Origin of the sequence: Edwardsiella sp. A.80236 (genome assembly GCF_044540725.1) — a bacterium.
Classification (GTDB): Bacteria; Pseudomonadota; Gammaproteobacteria; order Enterobacterales; family Enterobacteriaceae; genus Edwardsiella; species Edwardsiella tarda.
The window spans coordinates 85,166-104,802 of record NZ_JBIUCY010000012.1 but is presented as its reverse complement, the minus strand read 5'-3'; the positions used below and the strand labels follow the sequence as shown (position 1 = coordinate 104,802).

Here is a 19,637-nt window from a genome sequence, read left to right as displayed (position 1 = left end):
GTTTTTTTATCACCGGTGGGGTTGCGTTTAGGCCGCGTCACGCTTGGCGATATCGGCAAAGGTGGCCTGCAAGAGCGCGGCCAGATCCGCGGCGGCCAACTCGATGTCTAGCCCACGCTTACCGCCGGAGACGAAGATCGTATCGAACAGGCGGGCACCCTCATCGATCACCGTCGGCAGGCGTTTCTTCTGCCCGAGCGGACTGATACCGCCGACCAGGTAGCCGGTGACGCGTTGCGCCAGTTGCGGATCGGCCATGTCGACTTTCTTGGCGCCGAGCGCCTTGGCGACCTTCTTCAGATCGAGCTGTCCGGCCACGGGGGTGACCGCAACGGCCAGCTTCTTACTGTCGCCGTTTAAGGCGACCAGCAGTGTCTTGTAGACGCGATCGGCGCTGAGCCCCAGCTTACGTACCACTTCATCGCCAAAGTTCGTTTCGTGAGGATCATGCTCATAGGCATGCAGGGTGAAAGTGATTTTGTTTTTTTCTAATAAGAGAACGGCAGGCGTCATCGCTACAACCTCATGATATATTTTTTAGCATTATATATCATACAAAACGCGGAGTGCTCCCCCCGCGTATCGTACTGGTTGAAAAAGTATACGAGGTTAACAATCAGGCCGATAACGGTTGCCAGTGGCGCACGACGGTTGTTACCCTATAGAGACAACAGACTCGCCGTTAGGCGAGTCTGCATAATAATAAGATGTTGAATTCCTCTTTGACTGGCCAATAGTGATATTGGCCTTTTTTTATCTCTCTGGCGGCGGATTCCGCTGCGCAACATGCATTATGCCACCAGGCTGATAATCAATACGATGATCAGACCGACCACGGAGTTGACCAGCTCCAGCAAGCCCCAGGTTTTCAGCGTGTCTTTCACCGAGAGATCGAAGTACCCCTTGAACAGCCAGAATGAGGCATCGTTGATGTGGGTGAGGGTATTGGAGCCGGCGGCGGTCGCGAGGACGAGCAGCGCCGGGTTAACGCCGACCAGTTGTCCCGTCGCCGGGTCGAGGATCGCCGCGCTGATGATCCCTGCCGCCGTCATGGCGGAGACCACACCTTGGCCCGTCGCCAGACGAATCAATACGGTGATTAACCAAGCCATGATGTAGGGGGAGACGTTACCGTGGGACATGAGCATGCCGATGGTATCGCCGATGCCGGTATCGATGATGGTCTGTTTTAGCACGCCGCCCGCACCGATGATCAAGATCACCATCGCGATGCTCTTCACCGCATTCTCAAAAGCATTCATCACCCATTGCATGTCGTGTCCGCGCGCGGTGCCGAACAGGACAAAGGCTACCAGCATGGCGATCAGCATGGCGATGGGTGAGGAGCCGAGGAAGTTCACGATCTCCCAGAGGCGGGTTCCTTTCACCAACCACACATTGGCGATGGTGGTGGAGATCATGATGATCGCCGGGATCAGCGGTACCAGGATCGAGACGCCGAAGGAGGGCAGGTTCGTGCGGTCAACGGGGACGTCGGCCTTGAGAAACTCCGGTGTTGGCCGCTCCAGGTTGCCGAGGAATTTCGGCAGGATGATCCCGGCGCAGATCACGCTGGGGATGGTGACCAGAATACCATACAGATAGACCATACCCATGTCCGCGCCATAGGCGTTAACCAGCGCCACTGGACCGGGTTGCGGCGGAAACAACGAGTGCGCCGTCGTGGCCGCCGCGACGGCCGGGATCGCGAGTTTCAGAAAGGGGATCTTCGCCTCCGCCGCGATCACGATCACCAGCGGTGCCAGCATGATAAAGGCCACCTCATAGAACATCGCCAAGCCAAAGATCAGGCCGATGATGATCACCGACAGTTGTACGTAGCGTAGCCCAAGGCGCGCCAGCAGCGTATGGGCGATCTGGTGGGCCGCACCGGAATCGACCATCAGCTTACCGATGACGGCGCCGAAGACGACGATGATCGCCAATTCGCCCAGCGTGCTGCCGAAGCCGGATTTCATGGTATGTAACAACGCCATGAGATCCATACCGGCCAACATCCCGACGGACAGCGCGGCGAGCAACAACGCGACCATGGAGTTGATGCGGAATTTGAGGTTGAGCACCAGCATTAAACCAATGCCGAAGACGACCCATAATATATTTAATATGTGCATTAAATCCCTGCCTTTAATTTACCTGCTTTTAAATTGGTGGCTATGCTAACGTTATTTGGTTGACCAATAAAGCGATGCTTGTCACACCAATTTATGCACTTATCATGAAACTTCATCATCGCTCCCCTATTTCACGAAATAGGACGTTACTTCGCTATGTGCATAATTCAATTAAATATTAAATTGATTAATCTTTCTGTTTTAGTTTAGGGTTAACTTGTTTTTTCTGTCTGGGTGCTATTTATTATTCAACGCACGAGAGTATATAAATTCTTTATAGCAACCTGACTATGAATGGTTAAACCAAATTAGTTGTTATTGGTTGACCAATGATGGAGAGAAAGATTAGGACACGGCACCGTGTTGTGGCCTGGCTGGCCGAGCACCGCCAGATCTTGGCGGTATCGGTTAAGAAAGACGCGCTGGCCATCAAGTTAGCCATGTGGCAACCGCGGGAAAACGTCAAGCCGCGTCCCGGAGTTTTCTCCGATGTTGATGCGATCGACGTCGATGGCTATTTGTTCGACGCCTGACGGTTAGATCGGCTCAGCGTCTGAATGTCGCTCGTCATGTCGCCGGTACGGGTGATAAGCCGCCCGGCACAAGCTTTGCTGCCGGTTGGGGGCGTAGGTGACGTCTTATCTCGCAACCTCGTCGGCGGCCAGCAACTCGGGTAACCCTTGCGGGCCGAAGAGATGCAGGGCGCCGACGGCTACCACATAGTCACCGGGGGGGAGGGTGCGTAGCTGTTGACACCAAGCGCGGTTACGCTGAGCCATTAAAACATCGGCCAGATCTGGGCAGAAGGTCATCGGCAGCGGCGTTTGCAGCGCCGGGGGCGGCGTTAGCCACCAGCCGATCAGGGTTTGCAGTAGACGCGCGTTGTTCTGCCAGTGGGTCAGGGTGTCATCCAGCAGATCGCGTCCTTGATGCGGTAAGCGATGCAGCATTGCTAATTGGCTCTGTGCCCCTTCCAGTTCGATGATCGGGCGGGTGGCGCGTTGTGCCTCGAGCAGCAGTTGGTAATCGATACCGAACTCACCGTTTAATCCTAGCTGTTGCGCCTGTTGCGCTTGGAGCAGTAGCGCACAGCGCCATAGGGGAAAGCGATCCAGCTGACTCGCATCCAGCCCGGTCTCTCGACAGCGGCGCAGTAGCGCGTCATAGCGTGCCGCATCGAGGCGTTGCGCCAACGAGAGGGATTGCGCTTCGCTGGTGATCGCGCTGTCGGCGCGGGTAATATCTGCCTCGACGATCAGCGCCTGGGCCTGCGCGACGCGCTGCAATAGTGCGGCCGGTAGCGGTGACATCGCCGCGTTGCCCATGTGAATGCTAGCGACCAGATGCAGCCGAATAGCGCCGGGCAAGGTGACATCACAGGCCGGATAGGGGTAGCGTGGGGCAGACAGCAGCCCGAAACGGACCGCCAGACGCCGTAGTCGGTGGAACATGGTGCCTCCGGCAAGGAGCTGCCACATGGAGCGGGCAGCGTTACAGGCTATGCTAATTATTTCATGCTACCTGATGAAGGAAAAAAAGCACCGGATTCCGGTGCTTTTTATCTTCGTGCGGCATGTCGGCATGCTTACCCTTTCGGGGTGAAGCGCAGCAGACGGTTGGCGTTGCTCACGACGGTAATGGAGGAGAGCGCCATGGCGGCTCCGGCTACCACCGGGCTGAGCAGGGTACCGGTCAGCGGGTAGAGTACCCCCGCGGCGATCGGAATACCGAGGGTATTGTAGACGAACGCCCCCAGCAGGTTCTGCTTCATGTTGCGCAGCGTCGCCCGTGACAGCGCCACCGCATCGGCCACGCCAGACAGACTATGACGCATCAGGGTGATGGCCGCCGTTTCGATGGCGATATCACTCCCGCCGCCCATGGCGATCCCAACGTCAGCCTGAGCCAGCGCCGGCGCGTCGTTGATGCCATCGCCGATCATCGCCACCTTATGGCCGTCGCGTTGTAGCGTCTTGATCGCCTCGGCCTTACCTTCTGGCAGTACGCCGGCGATCACCTGGTCGATCCCCGCCTCGCGGGCGATGGCCTGGGCGGTGATCGGGTTATCCCCCGTCAACATCACCAGGCGATAGCCCATGCCGTGCAGGCGTTGCAGGGCGGCGACGCTGTCGCTCCGCAGCGGGTCGCGGATGGCGAGTAGGGCGGTGGCCTGGCCGTCGACGGCCAAGAGGACCGGCGTCGCACCTTGCCCCGCCTGCTGCTCCAGCAGGCGCTCCAAGGCGGTGATGTCGATGCCCTGCTCTTGCATCAGCGCGGCGTTGCCCAGCAGCAGGGTATGTCCCTCAGCCTCGCCACTGACACCCAGTCCGCGCAGGGTACGGAACTGACTGACTTCCGGTAGCGTTTCTCCGGCGGCGCGTTCGGTGATCGCACGCGCCAAGGGGTGGTTCGAGCCGCTCTCTAACGCGGCGGCCCAACGCAGTACCTGCGCCTCGCTGTGCCCCAATAAGGTCTCGATGGCGACCACCTTTGGCATCCCTTCCGTCAGCGTCCCGGTCTTATCGAACACCAGGGTGTCCAGTTCGCTGGCGTGTTGCAGCGCGTCGGCATCTCGCACCAATACTCCCAGTTCGGCGGCGCGGCCAACCCCAGAGATAATCGACATCGGCGTCGCCAGGCCCAGGGCGCATGGACAGGCGATGATCAATACCGTCGTCGCCACCACCAGGGTGTAAATCAGTTGCGGCGCCGGACCGAAGAAGTACCAGATCAGTCCGCTGAACACGGCGATGGCGACCACCGTCGGTACGAATACCGCCGAGATGCGATCCGCCAACTGGCCGATGGCCGGTTTACTGCTCTGCGCTTGCCGCACCAGCTTAATGATGCGCGCCAGGGTCGTTTGGCTCCCGATGGCGGCGGCGCGGAACAATACGCTGCCGTCGGTGACCACGGTACCGGCATGCACCCGATCGCCGGGGCCTTTCTGTTGGGCGATCGGTTCGCCGGTCAACATGGCCTCGTCAAGCCATATCTCGCCGGAGAGGATCTCCCCGTCGACCGGCACGCGATCGCCGGTGACCAGACGCAGGGTCATACCCAGCTGTACCTCGGCCAGCGGCACGCTCTTCTCGCCCTCATCGGTGACGAGGCGTGCGGTCGGTGGTGTCAGATCCAGCAGGCGCTCCAGCGCGCTGGAGGAGCGCTGACGCGCCCGCGCCTCCATGGCGTGACCCAGGTTGATCAGACCGATGATCATCGCGCTGGCCTCGTAGTAGAGGTGGCGCGCCTCCGGCGGAAAGATCTCGGGCCACAGGTTGACGCTGATGGAGTAGAGCCAGGCGGCGCCAGTGCCCAGCGCCACTAAGGTATCCATGGTGGCGCTGCCATTCATCAGGCTACGCCACGCGTTACGGTAGAAGTGGCCGCCCGCGCCGATCATCACCGCCAGCGTCACCAGGCCGACGATCAGCCAAGGCGTGCGACTCTGCTCGGTCAGCGTCATCGAGCCGCCGAACAGCCCCCAGGCCATCAGTGGCAGACCTACCCCCAGGGCGATGGCGGCCTGCCAGCGGAAGGCGCGTACCGCCTTTTGGGCACTCTCATGCTGACGGGCGCGGCGCACGCTCTCATCCTGGATCACCTCGGCGCCGTATCCCGCCTTCTGCACCGCCTCGACCAATGCCTGCGGCGAGCTGTGTCCGCTGACCAACGCGCTACGCTCGGCCAGATTGACGCGGGCATGCTCGACCCCAGGAACCGCCTGCAGGGCGTTTTGCACCTTCAGCACACAGCTGGCGCAACTCATGCCCTCCAGCAGCAGCTGAACACTGTCATCATCGTCGCCGCTCGCCTGAGGCGCCGCGACGACGGAGGTGGCCGGAGTGGATTGCGGAGCCGCTGCCGAGGTTTCCGGCATTACTGTATCAGTACGGGGCAGCGGCTCAGATTTTGGGTGTGACCCCTCCTCCATGAGCTGAGCCTGGTAGCCGGCCTGTTGCACGGCGGCGACCAGAGCCTTACTGTCGGCCTGGCCGTAGACATCGGCTTGCGTCAACGTCACCATGACGGCGTCGACGCCCGCGACTGCCTCCAACGCCTTGGTGACGCTGGCGACGCAGTGACCGCAGCTCAGTTCGCTCAGCGCCAGGCGTTGCGTCGGTTGGGTGGCGAGTGTGGCCTGGTAGCCGGCCTGCTCGACGGTGGCGATGATCGCGGCGGCGTCGGCGCTACCGCTAACCTTGGCGTAACGCGGGGTGGCGACGATGGCTTGCTCCACATCGGGGCGTGCCTCTAACGCGTTTTTGACTTTCTTGGCGCAGTTCATGCAGGAGAGACCCTGCAAGGCGAATAATTGTGTCTGTGACATGATATAAACCTCTCTCGCGAAGGATTCGTCAACGATGCGGCCAGGCCGCTTAGGGTTTGGCGTAGTTCTCAATTGCGTTTAAGCTTAAACCTTCCTGCAAGGTTAAGGTCAAGGGGAAGGGATGAATATTAGCGAAGTGGCGAAAAAAACCGGTCTGAGTAGCAAGGCGATCCGTTTTTATGAAGAGAAGGGCTTGGTTACCGCACCGCTACGTGGGGAGAATGGCTACCGCCGTTATGCGGCGCGGCATCTGGAGGAGCTGACGCTATTGCGCCAGGCGCGTCAGGTCGGCTTTACCCTGGAGGAGTGCCGTGAGCTGGTGGCCTTGTTTCACGATGAACACCGCCATAGCGCACAGGTCAAGCAGCGTACCCTGCAGAAAGTCGCGGAGATCGAGCAACATATTCGTGATCTCCAAGCGATGCGTGACCGTCTGGCGGCATTGGCTCAGGCCTGCCCCGGTGATGACAGCGCCGATTGCCCGATCATCAATGGCCTGGCGGGTTGCCATCATCGCTCCGGGGGCAGGGAATAACCTCGAGGGTGATGCCACTGACGGCCTGTACTTGCACACACTGCCCCGCCGGGAGATCCTGTTGGCAGGTGATGCGCCAACTGCTGTCGCCCAGGCGCAAGCGACCATGGCCGTTGACCAGCGGTTGCTCTAGCGTCGCGCGTTGGCCGATCAATTGGCGCCCGCGTTGATTCAGGGCGCTATCCTGCGCCTCCTCGCGCCCACTATGTCGTTGCCAGCGCCACCAGAGTAGGGCGCTGATCACCGTCAATAGCGCAAACAGGGAGAGTTGCGTCTCCCACCCAAACGGCCACAGCCAATGCAACAGGCCGACCAGTAGGGCGGCGCAGCCGCTCCACAGGGCATAGCCACCGGCGCCGAGTAACTCGGCGGCCAGCAACAGGCCGCCCAGCGTCAACCATAGACCGTGCGGGTTGGCGAATAGATAGGCCATCATGGCCGACAATCCTTGTCGCCTTCGCGGCGCAGCAGTTCACTGATCCCGCCGACGGCACCCAACAGGCTGCTGGCCTCCAACGGCATCATGATCACCTTGCTGTTTTGCGATTCACCGATGCGCTGTAACGCCTCGGTATATTTTTGTGCGACGAAATAGTTGATCGCCTGCACATTACCGGCGGCGATCGCTTGGGACACCATGGCGGTGGCCTGGGCTTCGGCCTGGGCGGCGCGTTCGCGCGCCTCGGCCTGGAGGAAGGCCGATTGCCGCTCCCCTTCCGCCTTGAGGATCTGCGCCTGTTTCTCCCCCTCGGCACGCAAGATGGCGGCCTGGCGCACCCCTTCGGCTTCCAGGATGTCGGCACGTTTGGTCCGTTCGGCTTTCATCTGGGCGTTCATCGAGGCGATCAGCTCAGCCGGTGGACGCACATCGCGGATCTCGATACGCGTCACCTTGATCCCCCAGGGGTTGGTGGCCTCATCGACGATCTGCAGCAGACGGCTGTTGATCATGTCACGCTGGGAGAGCATCTCATCCAGCTCCATCGAGCCGAGTACGGTACGAATGTTGGTCATGGTCAGATTAATGATCGCCTGATCGAGGTTGCTCACCTCATAGGCGGCACGCGCCGGATCGATCACCTGGATAAAGCAGACGGCGTCGATGGTGACATTGGCGTTATCTTTCGATATCACCTCCTGCGAGGGAATATCGAGAACTTGCTCCATCATGTTGATCTTGCGGCCGATGCGATCCATAAACGGAATCACGAGATTCAGGCCCGGCATCAGGGGGCGGGTGTAGCGCCCGAAGCGCTCGACGGTCCATTGATAACCCTGTGGGACGATCTTGATCGCCGACCAGACGATGATCAGCGCGACCACCACTAAGACGGGAAAGACAGTAAACATAGCTGGCTCCTTACGCGTATCGTTCTCATCAGGAGGCCGGGTGGCCTCATTCGGGGAATGCCGTGAGTTCGAAGACCCCCAACTGGCCGTGGCCACTGAGATCCAGGCTATGCGTCTGGGGACAGGGGGTGATCAGGGTGGCGCTATCGTAGCGTTCGAGGTGCAGCGCCTTGGCCGCGCCGAGCGGCGTCAGGGTCACCGCGCCCTCGCGACAGAATAGCAGGATGGTGCTGGCGTGGCAGCGCAACGGTGGCATCTCGGGACGGATGGCGAGCCATTGCAGCCGAGCGCCATAGTGGCGCGGATCGTAGATCAGATTGAGATCGCGTACCATTCCGTCACACAGCTGGCTGGTGACCCGGCTATCGCCGGAGAAGCGCGCGATATCGCCACAATGCAACATCGGCTGCGGCGTACCGTCGATGGTCAGCGCCAGGCCGTCGCCCTCGAGTAGCGAGAGGATGCGTTGATAGCCTCCATAGTGGGAGAAGGGCGCGTCATGGGTGACGTCGGCCATCGAAAGGCGCCAGCGGAAACGTGTGCCGCTGCGGTTATCTTCCCGCATGATCTCACGGGTATGGCCCTGGCCATTGTGCCAGGGTTGGATCGCGTAATCACTCAATCGGTGAATTTGCCACGGGTTCATCGCTCTCTGTCCTGTCAACGGGGCCGCACGACGGCGTGATCCTGTGGGACGCAGGCGTCCCGGCCATCTCTATAATGTATAGCTATTTTGTGAACAATGGCATGCAATGCGTCAAATAGTTGTCCTCGATGGCAGCCATTGTCGCTGTAGCGTATGGCTGCCGCTGGTTTGGTGCTCGGCGTGAAATCTGCCACAATGGCCGCCCGCAACGGTGTACAGAAAGGCAGAGCGATGCAGTATCCAATCAATGAAATATTCCACAGCCTGCAGGGCGAGGGCTTCTATACCGGCCTGCCGGCCATTTTTATTCGTTTACAGGGCTGCCCGGTCGGCTGTAGCTGGTGTGACAGCAAGCATACCTGGCAGCAGGATGCGGTGCGTCAGGTCGCGCTGGAGCAGGTGGTGGAGAAGGCCGCCGAGAGCGATGCTTGGGCCAGCGCCGATGTCGCTACCCTGTGTGCGCTGTTGCAACAACGCGGTTATGCGGCGCGCCATGTGGTGATCACCGGCGGGGAGCCATGCCTACATGATTTACTGCCGCTGACGCTGGCGTTGGAGCAGGCGGGCTATCAGTGTCAGATCGAAACCAGTGGCACCCATCCGGTGCGCTGTAGCGAGCAGACCTGGGTGACGGTATCGCCGAAAGTCGCGATACGCGGGGGCATGGCAGTGCTGACCTCGGCACTACGCCGCGCCAATGAAATCAAGCATCCGGTCGCCAGAGAGCGTGATATTGCGGCGTTAGACGCCTTGTTGGCGACCTTAGGGGAGGCGCTGCCACAGGTGGTGGCGTTACAACCGATCTCCTGTAAGGAGGGGGCGACCCGTCTGTGTATCGACACCTGCTTGGCGCGTAACTGGCGTCTCTCGATGCAGACGCACAAGTATTTACATATCGTGTGACGAGGCAGCTGCCCGTATCCGTAGGGATACGGGCGGTGAAGGGTTAACGCCGGGTGGGGGTGGCCGAACGCCGTGGAGTCGGTGCCGTACCGGCCGGGTGAGCCGGTGATGCGGGTTGGCGATCAGGCCTGAGATCCATCTCAATCATCCATAGTTGCTCATTGATCTCCGCCTTGAGGGCATCGATCTGACGGTAGTCGGAGTGCGGGCTTTGCGTCACGGTATACGCTCCTGATGGATTAATTACCGGCGCATGATAGCGCGTCGCCCGCGAAGGTGAAGCAGGGAATATCCGAAAACCGTTACCCCTCTCATTTCTTGTGTTATCGGCGTGTGCACGATGAAAGTTCGGGGTGTCGCCGGCAAGCAGGCCCGTACGCCGAATAATCGTTTGCCTGACATCGGACGGATGGCTAAAGTAGGCGGCTATTTTCAGCGCGCACGGGCGGCCGGCGGGAGAGCGCGACGGCGACGTACGCGGGCAAGGAGAGGTTATGTTGCCATCGGCGGGTTGGTTAGGACTTAGTTATTTCACCTATTTTTTCTCATTCGGCGTCTTTTTGCCCTTCTGGAGCCTGTGGCTGCAGGATCAGGGCGTCGCCCCGGAATCCATCGGTGTGTTGTTGGGCGCCGGTATGGGGGCTCGCTTTATCGGCAGTCTCTTCATCACGCCGGCGGTGAAGAAAACCTCGCAACTGATTGTGGCGCTGCGCCTGGTGACCTTGATTGCCCTGTTCGCCGGTGTCGCCTTCATGTTAGGTAACGCCTGGGCCTGGTTGCTGGCGGTGATGATCGGTTTCAGTCTGTTCTACGGCCCATTGGTACCGCTCACCGATGCGTTAGCCGCCACGTGGCAGCGCCAGATCGGCTTGGATTACGGCAAGGTCCGTCTGTGGGGGTCGTTGGCCTTTATCATTGGCTCGGCGGTGACGGGCGAATTGGTCAACGCCTTCGGCCATCAGGCCATCCTCTATAGCTTGTTGGCGGGGTTGCTGGCGATGTTGCTGGGCATGTTGCCGCGGCCTGCCAGGCCTCCCCTGGATGGCCCGGCACAGCAGGTGGCCCAGGTTACCCCGTGGCCCATCTTGTTACGCGAAGGGGCGGTATGGCGCTTCCTGTTGTGCTGTGCATTATTGCAGGGCGCGCACGCCGGCTATTACGCCTTTAGTACCCTGTTCTGGAGCCAAGCCGGTTACTCCGCCTCGCTGATCGGCTATCTATGGTCGCTGGGGGTGGTCGCCGAGGTGATCATCTTCGCCCTGAGCAATCGCCTATTCCGCCGCTGGACGGTGTCTGGTCTGTTGCTGCTCTCTTGCCTGTGCGCCTTGCTGCGCTGGGTGATGATGGGGGCCACGACGGCGTTGCCTTGGCTGGTGGCGATGCAGATCCTACACGCCGGAACCTTCACCGTGTGTCATCTGGCGGCGATGCGCTTTATTTCTGCACGTCAGGGGGGCGATGTGATCCGTCTACAGGCGGTTTACTCGGCGTTGGGCATGGGGGGAAGCGTGGCGTTGATGACGGTACTGGCCGGTGTGGTCTACCAATATAGCCCGAGTGCGACGTTCTACCTGATGGCGTTGTTGGTGACGCCGGTGCTGTTCCTTCGCCCCGGCGTACGCTGATCAGGCGCCGCGATAGGTACAGCCCGCGGTGCAGGTCTCTTTCACCATGACGGCGCTCAGCAACGGTAGGCGGGGCTTGAGCTGCTGCCAGATCCAGTGCGCTAACACTTCGCTGGTCGGATTCTCCAGTCCGGTGATCTCGTTGAGATAGTGGTGGTCCAGCTGATCGTAGATCGGCTGGAAGCGCGCTTTCAGATCGGCGAAGTCCATTACCCAACCGGTGTGGGGATCGACTTCACCGCTGATCTCAATGCGCACCAGAAACGAGTGACCGTGTAAACGGCCACACTTATGCCCCTGCGGCACATGCGGCAGACGGTGAGCCGCTTCGAACTGAAACTCTTTAAACAGGGTAGTGGTCATGGTGACGCCTCATAACGAAAAGAGACGCATGGTAGCGCAAAGCGGCGTGAGGGGGTAGTTTCGTCGCGTATGCATAGATTGTGTTATCGGTCTTGCATTATTCTGTTTTTTCTTTGTTAATTATTGGCGCGTGGCACTATTCTGTGGGCATCCCTCATGTCTGTCACAGGAGTGTTGTCATGCCGCATGATCATTCGTCTCCCCCTGCGGAAATGTTGTTATCGCAGTTACGTGCCATTGTCGGCGCCTCCGCCGTGTTAAGCGAGGCGCGCAAGATGGCGCGCTACTGTAAAGGTTTTCGCTCCGGCCAAGGGCGTGCGCTGGCCGTGGTATTTCCCACCTCATTATTGGCGATGTGGCAGGTGTTTAAAGCCTGTGTCGAGGCCGATCGCATCATTTTGATGCAGGCTGCCAATACGGGCCTGACCGAAGGCTCGACCCCGCACGGCGATGACTATGATCGTGAACTGGTGATCATCAATACCCTACGTTTGGATGGCGCCCAGCTCCTGGATGGCGGGCGTCAGGTGGTGGCGTTGCCGGGCACGACCTTGTGGCAGTTGGAGCGTCTGCTCAAGCCGCTGGGACGGGAACCCCATTCGGTGATTGGCTCTTCGTGCATCGGCGCCTCGGTGATCGGGGGTATCTGCAATAATTCCGGTGGGGCACTGGTACAGCGTGGTCCGGCCTATACGGAGATGGCGCTGTATGGCCGGGTTAACGAACGGGGCGAGGCGGAGTTGATCAATCATCTGGGGATTGCCCTGGGTGACACCCCAGAGACGATCCTGACCAATCTGCAGCAGCGACGCTATGATGATGAGGCGGTGCAGCATGATGAGCGTCAAGCCTCCGATCATGACTATGCCCAACGGGTGCGTGAGATCGACGCGGACACGCCAGCCCGCTTCAACGCCGACGAGCGCCGTCTGTTCGAGGCTTCCGGTTGTGCCGGCAAGCTGGCGGTCTTCGCCGTGCGTCTGGATACCTTCCCCGCCGAGCCACGCCAGCAGGTGTTTTACATCGGCACCAATAAGCCTGAGGTATTGAGCGCGTTACGGCGCCATATCCTGGCCCACTTTACTCACCTGCCGGTCGCCGGCGAGTATATGCACCGTGATATTTTCGATATCGCCGAGCGTTATGGCAAAGATACCTTCCTGATGATCGAGAAGTTGGGGACGGATCGCATGCCGTTTTTCTTCAATCTCAAGGGGCGCATCGATGCCCTGACAGAGAAGGTGCCCTTGCTGCCCTCTCATCTATTGGATCGCACCATGCAAGGCTTGAGCCGCCTGTGGCCGAGCCATCTGCCGCCGCGCCTGAAGCAGTATCGCGATCGCTATCAACACCATCTTTTGTTGAAGATGGCCGGAGACGGCATCGAGGAGGCTCAGCAGTGGTTAACGCGCTACTTTGCCGAGGCGGAAGGGGCGTTCTTTGTCTGTAGCGCGGAGGAGGGCAATAAGGCTTTCCTGCATCGTTTCGCCGCCGCCGGTGCCGCCATCCGTTACCAGGCGGTGCATAGCGATCAGGTCGAAGATATCCTGGCATTGGATATTGCGTTACGGCGCAATGACAGCCAATGGTTCGAGCAGTTGCCCGCGGAGTTGACGCAAAACCTGCTACATCGCCTGTATTACGGCCATTTTATGTGCCATGTCTTCCACCAGGATTACATCGTGCGCAAGGGGGCCGATGTGGCGGCGATCAAGGCGCAGATGCTGGCATTGCTGGATGCGCGTGGTGCCGAATACCCGGCGGAGCATAATGTCGGTCATCTTTACTCGGCCAAGGCGCCGTTGCGTGACTTTTACCGGCGCCAAGACCCGACCAACACGCTGAATCCTGGCATTGGCAAGACCAGCAAATGTCGCCATTGGCAGTGCGATGGTCACCACTAGGCGGAGTCGTTCGGCGCGGGGCAGTACAGTTGGTGTAGCGTCTCCAGCAGCGTCAGGGTACGAGGATCGGCGATACGGTAGAAGATCTGCTTGCCCTCGCGCCGGGTCTCGACCAGCGCCAGGCGTCGCAATACGCCGAGTTGTTGGGAGAGTGTCGGCTGTCCGATCGCCGTTGCTGCCTCCAGCTCGCCGACCGATGCCTCGTGCTGGCTGAGGCAGCACATTAACAGCAGGCGGTCAGGATTGGCGAGGGCGCGCAGAATCGCCGCCGTTCCGGCCGCGGCCTGTTGCATTCGTCGCGCAGATACGGATGAGGGCATCAGTCATTCTCCCCTTCAACGGTTTACAAATTAACATTATATACTATTGTATAATGATGAGGGTATCGCCGCAACGCGACGGCGCGTGCTGGCCGGTGAGATGAATGAATATGATGAGGTGAGCGGATGAAAATCGTGATTATCGGAGGGGTCGCTGGTGGGGCATCGGCGGCGGTGAGGGCGAGACGATTAGCGGAAGAGGCGGAGATCATTGTCTTGGAGCGCGGACGCTACGTCTCCTTCGCCAATTGTGGCCTGCCTTATCATATCGGCGGCGTGATCCCGCAGCGTGCCAGTCTGCTGTTGAAGACGCCAGAGGACTTCCGTCAGCGCTTCAATCTGGATGTGCGGGTACGTCACGAGGTGCTGGCGATTGATGTGCAGGGGAAATGCATCGAGGTCCGCGATCTGACCAGCGGGCAAGTTTACCGCGAATCTTACGATCGTCTCTTATTGAGCACCGGCGCCGCGCCGCTGCTGCCTCCCTTGCCCGGTATCGAGAGTCCGGGGGTATTCGCGCTACGCAGCATCGATGATATGGACGCCATCCTGGCCCACATCGCCAGCCATACGGTAAAACATGCCACGGTGGTCGGTGGTGGCTTTATTGGCTTGGAGGTGACCGAGGCGTTACGTCGGCGCGGTCTGGCGGTGACGTTGTTGGAGATGGGGACGCAGGTGATGATGCCGGTGGATGGGGAGATGGCGGTGCCGTTGCATGAGACGCTGCGCGCCAACGCTGTCGATCTGCGTCTACAGACCGCGTTGCAGGCGATCATGCCGTGTGAGGCGGGGTTGCATCTGACCCTGAGTGAGGGCAGCGAGTTGGTCAGCGGCATGGTGATCATGGCCATCGGGGTACGGCCGGAGAGTCGCCTGGCCCAAGCCGCCGGCCTGGCGTTGGGCGCCAGCGGCGGCATCCGCGTCGACAGTGGCATGCGTACCTCGGAGCCCGATATCTATGCGGTGGGCGACGCCGTCGAGGCGCCTCCCTTCGACGCGGCATTGCCGCCGTTGGTGCCGTTGGCTGGACCCGCCAATCGTCAGGGGCGGATCGCCGCCGACGCCATGCTGGGGCGTGCCAGCCACTACCGTGGGAGTCAGGCGGCCTCGGTGTGTCAGATCTTCGATCTGACCGTCGCCAGCGTAGGATTGAGCGAGAAGTTGTTGCGGCGGCAGCAGCGTCCCTATGAGACCGTATTTGTGCATGGGCCGAGCCATGCCGGTTACTATCCCCACGCGACACCCATCTCGCTGAAGTTGATTTTCGATCCGCGCAATGGGGCGATCCTCGGCGCGCAGGCCGTGGGCAAGGAGGGGGTCGACAAGCGTATCGATGTGCTTTCCGTCGCGCAGCGTGCCGGGTTGACGGTGGCCGATCTGGAGCATCTGGAGCTGTGTTATGCGCCGCCTTATAACAGCGCGCGCGATCTGGTGAATCAAGCGGGTATGCTGGCGAACAACGTGCTGTGCGGCGATACCGCCATCTGCCATGTCGCCGATCTGGAGCAGCGCGATCCCGCTCGTCAGTGCCTGCTGGATATCCGCAGCGATGAGGAGTTGGCGACGTTTGGCACCTATCCGCAGGCGCGGCATATCCCGCTGGATGAATTGCGCGCGCGTCTGGATGAGCTCCCGCGAGATAAAGAGATCCTGATCGGCTGCCAGTCTGGGCTGCGCGGTCACGTCGCCTATCGCCTGCTGGTGCAGCATGGTTTCCGCGCCCGCAACCTGACCGGTGGTTATATCACTTACCGACGCGTCTTGGCGGCTCAATCTTAAGCTTCCGCTCGCCTTGCCCGCGAGCGGTAACATCGGCCTCGTCCCCTTACGCGCAGCGGGCGGCTAAGGGGGCGGGATCTGGCCCGCCCCGCCGCTAGCGTACGCGACTTGCCTCAGCATTGGCCTGACCTTGACGTCAGCGGGATCCCGCGTGGCTCGACGCCCCGCGCTCGGAGCGGCGTAGAGCACGAGAAGCGCATTTACAATGGCGCACCCGGGTATTATCCTGCTGAAGATTTATGTGTAGTTAAAATATAATATATTGATTTTTAATGACTCGGGGTGCCGACGCATGGCGTGGGCTGAGATTTTACCCGTATTACCTGATCTGGATCATACCAGCGTAGGGAAGTCACGGTGCCTGACCGCGCCGCCTTCTTCGCGCCGGTTGGGAGACACACGATGTTTGTACAACCTGCCCCTTTGCCTGATGCGCTGTGCGCGCAGGCATTACTCACCCTGCGCCAGCGAGCCCCGCTGGTACATTGCCTGACCAACGAAGTGGTACAAAGCTTTACCGCCAACGTATTGCTGGCGCTGGGCGCCGCCCCGGCGATGGTGGTGCAGGCCGATGAGGCGCGCCAGTTCGCCGCCTTGGCCGATGCGTTGCTGATCAACATCGGGACCCTGTATGACGCGCGGGCGGAGAGCATGCTGGCGGCGATCGCCTCGGCGAACCAGGCCGGCACGCCCTGGGTACTGGATCCGGTGGCGGTCGGCGTCTTGACCTACCGTAGCGACTTCGCCCGTCAACTGTTGCGTTTGCGCCCGGCGGCGATCCGGGGCAATGCCTCGGAGATCTTGGCGTTGGCTGGTCAGCCCTCTAGCGGACGCGGCGTAGATAGCCAGGATGACGCTCTGGCGGCCCTGCCGGCGGCACAGGCGCTGGCCGAGCAGAGCGGCGCTATCGTCGCGGTGACCGGGCAGTATGACTATGTGACCGATGGCGTGCGTAGCTATCAGATCGCGGGTGGTGATGCCGTGATGACTCGGGTCGTCGGTACCGGCTGTGCGCTGTCGGCCGTGGTGGCGGCCTTCGCCGTGCAGGCGGATCGTCTGACGGCCGTCGCCAGCGCCTGCCGGGTGATGGGCGTGGCCGGGCGTCAGGCGGCGCGCGAGGCGCGTGGCCCCGGTAGCTTTACGCCGCACTTCCTGGATGCGTTGTATGGCCTACAACCGGAACAGTTACGCGGGGAGGTCGCCTGATGATGTCACCGATAACCGATGCTGCCGTGCGGATTAACGCGTTGACCATCGCCGGGACCGATCCCAGCGGCGGCGCCGGGATCCAGGCCGATTTGAAGGCCTTCTCGGCGTTAGGGGCCTACGCGACCAGTGTGATCACCGCATTGGTGGCACAAAATACCCGCGGGGTGCAGTCGCTCTACCCCATCGCCGCCGACTTTGTCGCGGCGCAGTTGGACTCGGTGCTGAGCGATGTCCGCATCGATAGCGCCAAGATCGGCATGTTGGCCAGTGCGGATATTGTGACCTGTGTCGCCGAGGCGTTGGTGCGTTATCCGCTGCCTTACGTGGTGCTGGATACGGTAATGGTGGCCAAAAGCGGTGATGCATTATTGGCGCCGCAGGCCGTCAGCGCGATTCGGCAGCAGTTGTTACCGCAGGTCTCCTTGATCACGCCCAACTTGCCAGAGGCCGCCGCACTGCTGGAGTGCGCCGTGGCGCGTGATGAACGGGAGATGTGCGCCCAAGGCGAAGCCCTGTTGGCGTTAGGCTGTCCGGCCGTATTGATGAAGGGCGGGCATTTGCAGGGCGTGGAAAGTCCCGATTGGTTACTGACGCGCGAGGGGATCGCCGAGCGTTTTAGCGCCCCGAGGGTGGCGACACGTCATACCCACGGCACCGGCTGTACGCTGTCGGCGGCGTTGGCGGCATTGCGTCCGCGCCATGCGGATTGGTGTGCCACCGTCACGGCGGCGAAGGCGTATCTGCAGGGCGCCTTGATGGCGGCCGACTCGCTACAGGTCGGCCAGGGGATCGGGCCGGTACATCACTTCTATCGTTGGTGGTAAAGGGAAGACGGCGCGTCACCCGCTGGCCCGCGCCTGGCAGGCAGGGGGTGCCGGTAGCGCGCAATACGCTACCGGCGGTGTGTGGCGGACTCAGCTCGGCTGGCTGCGCTGTCGAGTCAACACGCGGCTGATACGTTTTCTACCCCATACACCGAGCCGCCCGTGGTTATGCCTGCGGTGGCGTCGGCATGGCCAAGCGCCAGACGTGTGTCATGAGGGCGTTCAGGCGCTGGAGATGGGCGGCGTCGAAGCGGTTCAGGGTGAAGAAGGGCTGCTCGGGGCGCGGGCGTAGCGCCAGCGCCAGTTGAGGCTGTCCCTGTTCATCCGCTAGCCAGCCGATCAGGTAACTGATCGGTGCGGAGGCCGAGAGCTCGGTTAATAGGAGCGAGGGCCACGGGGTTGCTTCGCTGGCCGCACGACTGGCGATAAACAGATCGCCATACCGGCGTCCGGCATAGTCGCCATCTTGCTCCAAGGGCTGGCCATCACGCTGGATCCACGATTGCACCGCATCGATGCGCTCGATGCTGAGCGTCTCCGCCAACGCTTGCCACTGCGGATAACCCTGTCGTTGCTGCCAGCAGGCGATGCCCAGGTAGTCGTTGATCTCCGCCCACCAGTCGTTCATCTTGCTACGTAGCGTGTCGTCGCGCAGGCTACGGTAGGGGAGTAGACGCCGATCGCCGGCGGTCAGGTTTTGCAGTGCGACCAGTGGCAAGGTTTTCGGCTTGGTGCGTAGGGTGGCCCAGAGCAACAGTTTGGGGATGCGTGGGGTGATAGTCTGTACGCTGAAGCGGTATTCATCGCCGATAGAAAGCAGAAAGCCGCTGGAGGTACCGCGTTTATCCTGGTAGTTGCGAATGATCACCAAGGGATTCGCGCCCATCCAGCCGGTCAGGTAGCTCTCCTGGGGCGTTGCCGTGTCGCCTAAAAAGGCGAGCCGTTGACGAATGGCCGCGCAGGTCAGATCATCGAGCCGTTCGGCATCGGCGGCGCTGTAGCACTCCCGCTCAAGGGGAGCGAGTGAGGGGGAAGGGATCATGTCGCTCATCGTGTGGTTACCCAGAGAATCGTATGCGCGTCAGCTTACCTGAAAGGCCGGCTATACGGCCGCTCTCATGGTACTTTTCTGAGTTAGATCAACTTTTTCGCCCAGTGACGGCGCGATAAAAGCAGGGAATAATATACCTTTCCCTTTCTGAATGAGGTGTTTCGCATTATGGTGAAAATTATTTGTGGTGCCTGTTTCTCTCTGATGATGTTGTACGGGGTTCCGGCGCAGGCCGATGAGGCGATGGCGCCCTCGCTTGCGCAGGTGATGGCGCAAACGGACTACCAGTCGGTCTGGCGTCAGACGGTGCAGGGTGAACAGGGCCTGCCGGCGTGGGTGCGCAGCGGGCAGGGGACCTCGGCGCCGCCGCAGACGTTATCCTGGCAGGGGAAGGATTACCTGGTAGGGAGTGTCTGTCAGCCGCATAACTGCGGAAATCAGCAGTTATTTGTCGTGTTTAGTGCCGATCGTCGGCATGCGTGGGGGCTGCGGGTGATGTTACCGGACAGCGAGGCCGCGATGTTGCATCCGTCGCGCTATGCGCGTTTTCAGTGGCTGGGCAAGCCGGATAAGACGATACAAGCACTATTAATGCATCAGGTAGAGGGGCAGCCTGATTGGCAATGAGCGTAAGTTTATCGGTGAGTGTGTAGCGATGTC

19 protein-coding genes, 1 pseudogene and 1 riboswitch are annotated in these 19,637 nt (G+C 60.6%); of the genes and pseudogenes, 9 read left to right on the top strand and 11 right to left on the bottom strand.

What is annotated here, in order from left to right:
* Positions 1–27: 27 nt before the first annotated feature.
* The gene (ybaK, locus tag ACEQFP_RS11650; RefSeq protein WP_005283615.1) at positions 28–513 is read right to left on the bottom strand and encodes a Cys-tRNA(Pro)/Cys-tRNA(Cys) deacylase YbaK; all 486 of its coding nucleotides are present in this window, start codon (positions 511–513) and stop codon (positions 28–30) included.
* Positions 514–791: 278 nt separating this feature from the next.
* On the bottom strand, positions 792–2,135 hold the full coding sequence (gene gntP, locus ACEQFP_RS11645; protein ID WP_005283625.1) for a gluconate permease GntP: 1,344 nt from the start codon (positions 2,133–2,135) through the stop codon (positions 792–794).
* A gap of 371 nt (positions 2,136–2,506) precedes the next feature.
* On the opposite strand from gntP, the pseudogene ACEQFP_RS11640 reads away from it, so the two are divergent.
* Positions 2,507–2,668 (top strand): annotated as a pseudogene (locus tag ACEQFP_RS11640) (transcriptional regulator); the annotation flags it as partial.
* Between the two features lie 105 nt (positions 2,669–2,773).
* Here the strand turns inward: ACEQFP_RS11640 and ACEQFP_RS11635 are convergent.
* Both ACEQFP_RS11635 and copA read right to left on the bottom strand, forming a co-directional pair.
* A complete protein-coding gene (locus ACEQFP_RS11635; RefSeq protein WP_370546902.1) occupies positions 2,774–3,586 on the bottom strand; it encodes a TraB/GumN family protein in 813 nt (270 codons plus the stop codon).
* A gap of 134 nt (positions 3,587–3,720) precedes the next feature.
* Complete coding sequence (gene copA, locus ACEQFP_RS11630) at positions 3,721–6,465, bottom strand: copper-exporting P-type ATPase CopA (RefSeq protein ID WP_005283634.1); 2,745 nt, start codon at positions 6,463–6,465, stop codon at positions 3,721–3,723.
* 121 nt (positions 6,466–6,586) lie between these two features.
* Here copA and cueR point away from each other — a divergent pair, with 121 nt between their 5' ends.
* Positions 6,587–7,000 (top strand): Cu(I)-responsive transcriptional regulator, encoded by a 414-nt coding sequence (cueR, locus tag ACEQFP_RS11625; RefSeq protein WP_098143360.1) that lies wholly within the window; start codon positions 6,587–6,589, stop codon positions 6,998–7,000.
* Here the strand turns inward: cueR and ACEQFP_RS11620 are convergent.
* The 3 genes from ACEQFP_RS11620 to ACEQFP_RS11610 are packed head-to-tail and all read right to left on the bottom strand — an operon-like array spanning position 6,954 to position 8,996.
* Positions 6,954–7,436, bottom strand: a complete 483-nt coding sequence (locus tag ACEQFP_RS11620) for an NfeD family protein (RefSeq protein ID WP_047060260.1) — start codon at positions 7,434–7,436, stop codon at positions 6,954–6,956. The two genes, cueR and ACEQFP_RS11620, sit on opposite strands and share 47 nt — an antisense overlap.
* Complete coding sequence (locus ACEQFP_RS11615) at positions 7,433–8,350, bottom strand: SPFH domain-containing protein (protein WP_005283647.1); 918 nt, start codon at positions 8,348–8,350, stop codon at positions 7,433–7,435. Before ACEQFP_RS11615 ends, ACEQFP_RS11620 begins: the two co-directional genes overlap by 4 nt.
* Positions 8,351–8,396: 46 nt before the next feature.
* Positions 8,397–8,996 (bottom strand): HutD family protein, encoded by a 600-nt coding sequence (locus tag ACEQFP_RS11610; protein WP_005283650.1) that lies wholly within the window; start codon positions 8,994–8,996, stop codon positions 8,397–8,399.
* A 231-nt stretch (positions 8,997–9,227) separates the two neighbouring features.
* Between ACEQFP_RS11610 and queE the strand changes: the two genes are divergently transcribed.
* Positions 9,228–9,899 carry a 7-carboxy-7-deazaguanine synthase QueE gene (queE, locus tag ACEQFP_RS11605; RefSeq protein ID WP_370546901.1) on the top strand — a complete coding sequence of 224 codons (672 nt, stop codon included), beginning with the start codon at positions 9,228–9,230 and terminating at the stop codon, positions 9,897–9,899.
* A 43-nt stretch (positions 9,900–9,942) separates the two neighbouring features.
* Here queE and ACEQFP_RS11600 read toward each other — a convergent pair whose 3' ends face one another.
* A complete protein-coding gene (locus ACEQFP_RS11600) occupies positions 9,943–10,119 on the bottom strand; it encodes a hypothetical protein (RefSeq protein WP_005283657.1) in 177 nt (58 codons plus the stop codon).
* Between the two features lie 274 nt (positions 10,120–10,393).
* Between ACEQFP_RS11600 and ACEQFP_RS11595 the strand changes: the two genes are divergently transcribed.
* A complete protein-coding gene (locus tag ACEQFP_RS11595) occupies positions 10,394–11,524 on the top strand; it encodes a 3-phenylpropionate MFS transporter (protein ID WP_370546900.1) in 1,131 nt (376 codons plus the stop codon).
* Here the strand turns inward: ACEQFP_RS11595 and queD are convergent, their stop codons facing one another.
* Entirely contained in the window at positions 11,525–11,887 is a 363-nt protein-coding gene (queD, locus tag ACEQFP_RS11590; protein ID WP_005283665.1) for a 6-carboxytetrahydropterin synthase QueD, read from the bottom strand.
* A gap of 179 nt (positions 11,888–12,066) precedes the next feature.
* Between queD and dld the strand changes: the two genes are divergently transcribed.
* On the top strand, positions 12,067–13,791 hold the full coding sequence (gene dld, locus ACEQFP_RS11585) for a D-lactate dehydrogenase (RefSeq protein WP_005296611.1): 1,725 nt from the start codon (positions 12,067–12,069) through the stop codon (positions 13,789–13,791).
* On the opposite strand, the gene ACEQFP_RS11580 is transcribed toward dld, so the two are convergent.
* Complete coding sequence (locus ACEQFP_RS11580; RefSeq protein ID WP_005283671.1) at positions 13,788–14,084, bottom strand: metalloregulator ArsR/SmtB family transcription factor; 297 nt, start codon at positions 14,082–14,084, stop codon at positions 13,788–13,790. The genes dld and ACEQFP_RS11580 overlap by 4 nt on opposite strands.
* Before the next feature lie 153 nt (positions 14,085–14,237).
* On the opposite strand from ACEQFP_RS11580, the gene ACEQFP_RS11575 reads away from it, so the two are divergent.
* The 3 genes from ACEQFP_RS11575 (at position 14,238) to thiD (ending at position 17,926) form a co-directional block, all read left to right on the top strand.
* On the top strand, positions 14,238–15,893 hold the full coding sequence (locus ACEQFP_RS11575) for an FAD-dependent oxidoreductase (RefSeq protein ID WP_077999654.1): 1,656 nt from the start codon (positions 14,238–14,240) through the stop codon (positions 15,891–15,893).
* Between the two features lie 268 nt (positions 15,894–16,161).
* Positions 16,162–16,260: riboswitch (TPP riboswitch) on the top strand.
* 35 nt (positions 16,261–16,295) lie between these two features.
* Positions 16,296–17,099 (top strand): hydroxyethylthiazole kinase, encoded by an 804-nt coding sequence (gene thiM, locus ACEQFP_RS11570; RefSeq protein ID WP_005296604.1) that lies wholly within the window; start codon positions 16,296–16,298, stop codon positions 17,097–17,099.
* Positions 17,099–17,926, top strand: coding sequence for a bifunctional hydroxymethylpyrimidine kinase/phosphomethylpyrimidine kinase (thiD, locus tag ACEQFP_RS11565; RefSeq protein WP_005283680.1), 828 nt, complete (start codon positions 17,099–17,101; stop codon positions 17,924–17,926). The genes thiM and thiD overlap by 1 nt, the downstream gene beginning before the upstream one ends.
* A gap of 166 nt (positions 17,927–18,092) precedes the next feature.
* On the opposite strand, the gene ACEQFP_RS11560 is transcribed toward thiD, so the two are convergent.
* On the bottom strand, positions 18,093–18,977 hold the full coding sequence (locus ACEQFP_RS11560) for a hypothetical protein (protein WP_370546899.1): 885 nt from the start codon (positions 18,975–18,977) through the stop codon (positions 18,093–18,095).
* A 168-nt stretch (positions 18,978–19,145) separates the two neighbouring features.
* Here ACEQFP_RS11560 and ACEQFP_RS11555 point away from each other — a divergent pair, with 168 nt between their 5' ends.
* A complete protein-coding gene (locus ACEQFP_RS11555; RefSeq protein ID WP_005283686.1) occupies positions 19,146–19,604 on the top strand; it encodes an inhibitor of vertebrate lysozyme family protein in 459 nt (152 codons plus the stop codon).
* Positions 19,605–19,637: the final 33 nt, after the last annotated feature.

Coding starts and splice junctions, on each gene's coding strand:
- ACEQFP_RS11610 (WP_005283650.1), bottom strand. CDS start 8,996: ATGAACCCGTGGCAAATTCACCGATTGAGTGATTACGCGATCCAACCC.
- thiD (WP_005283680.1), top strand. CDS start 17,099: ATGATGTCACCGATAACCGATGCTGCCGTGCGGATTAACGCGTTGACC.
- cueR (WP_098143360.1), top strand. CDS start 6,587: ATGAATATTAGCGAAGTGGCGAAAAAAACCGGTCTGAGTAGCAAGGCG.
- ACEQFP_RS11580 (WP_005283671.1), bottom strand. CDS start 14,084: ATGCAACAGGCCGCGGCCGGAACGGCGGCGATTCTGCGCGCCCTCGCC.
- queD (WP_005283665.1), bottom strand. CDS start 11,887: ATGACCACTACCCTGTTTAAAGAGTTTCAGTTCGAAGCGGCTCACCGT.
- dld (WP_005296611.1), top strand. CDS start 12,067: ATGCCGCATGATCATTCGTCTCCCCCTGCGGAAATGTTGTTATCGCAG.
- ACEQFP_RS11635 (WP_370546902.1), bottom strand. CDS start 3,586: ATGTTCCACCGACTACGGCGTCTGGCGGTCCGTTTCGGGCTGCTGTCT.
- copA (WP_005283634.1), bottom strand. CDS start 6,465: ATGTCACAGACACAATTATTCGCCTTGCAGGGTCTCTCCTGCATGAAC.
- ACEQFP_RS11575 (WP_077999654.1), top strand. CDS start 14,238: ATGAAAATCGTGATTATCGGAGGGGTCGCTGGTGGGGCATCGGCGGCG.
- ACEQFP_RS11560 (WP_370546899.1), bottom strand. CDS start 18,977: ATGAGCGACATGATCCCTTCCCCCTCACTCGCTCCCCTTGAGCGGGAG.
- thiM (WP_005296604.1), top strand. CDS start 16,296: ATGTTTGTACAACCTGCCCCTTTGCCTGATGCGCTGTGCGCGCAGGCA.
- ybaK (WP_005283615.1), bottom strand. CDS start 513: ATGACGCCTGCCGTTCTCTTATTAGAAAAAAACAAAATCACTTTCACC.
- ACEQFP_RS11615 (WP_005283647.1), bottom strand. CDS start 8,350: ATGTTTACTGTCTTTCCCGTCTTAGTGGTGGTCGCGCTGATCATCGTC.
- gntP (WP_005283625.1), bottom strand. CDS start 2,135: ATGCACATATTAAATATATTATGGGTCGTCTTCGGCATTGGTTTAATG.
- ACEQFP_RS11595 (WP_370546900.1), top strand. CDS start 10,394: ATGTTGCCATCGGCGGGTTGGTTAGGACTTAGTTATTTCACCTATTTT.
- queE (WP_370546901.1), top strand. CDS start 9,228: ATGCAGTATCCAATCAATGAAATATTCCACAGCCTGCAGGGCGAGGGC.
- ACEQFP_RS11555 (WP_005283686.1), top strand. CDS start 19,146: ATGGTGAAAATTATTTGTGGTGCCTGTTTCTCTCTGATGATGTTGTAC.
- ACEQFP_RS11620 (WP_047060260.1), bottom strand. CDS start 7,436: ATGATGGCCTATCTATTCGCCAACCCGCACGGTCTATGGTTGACGCTG.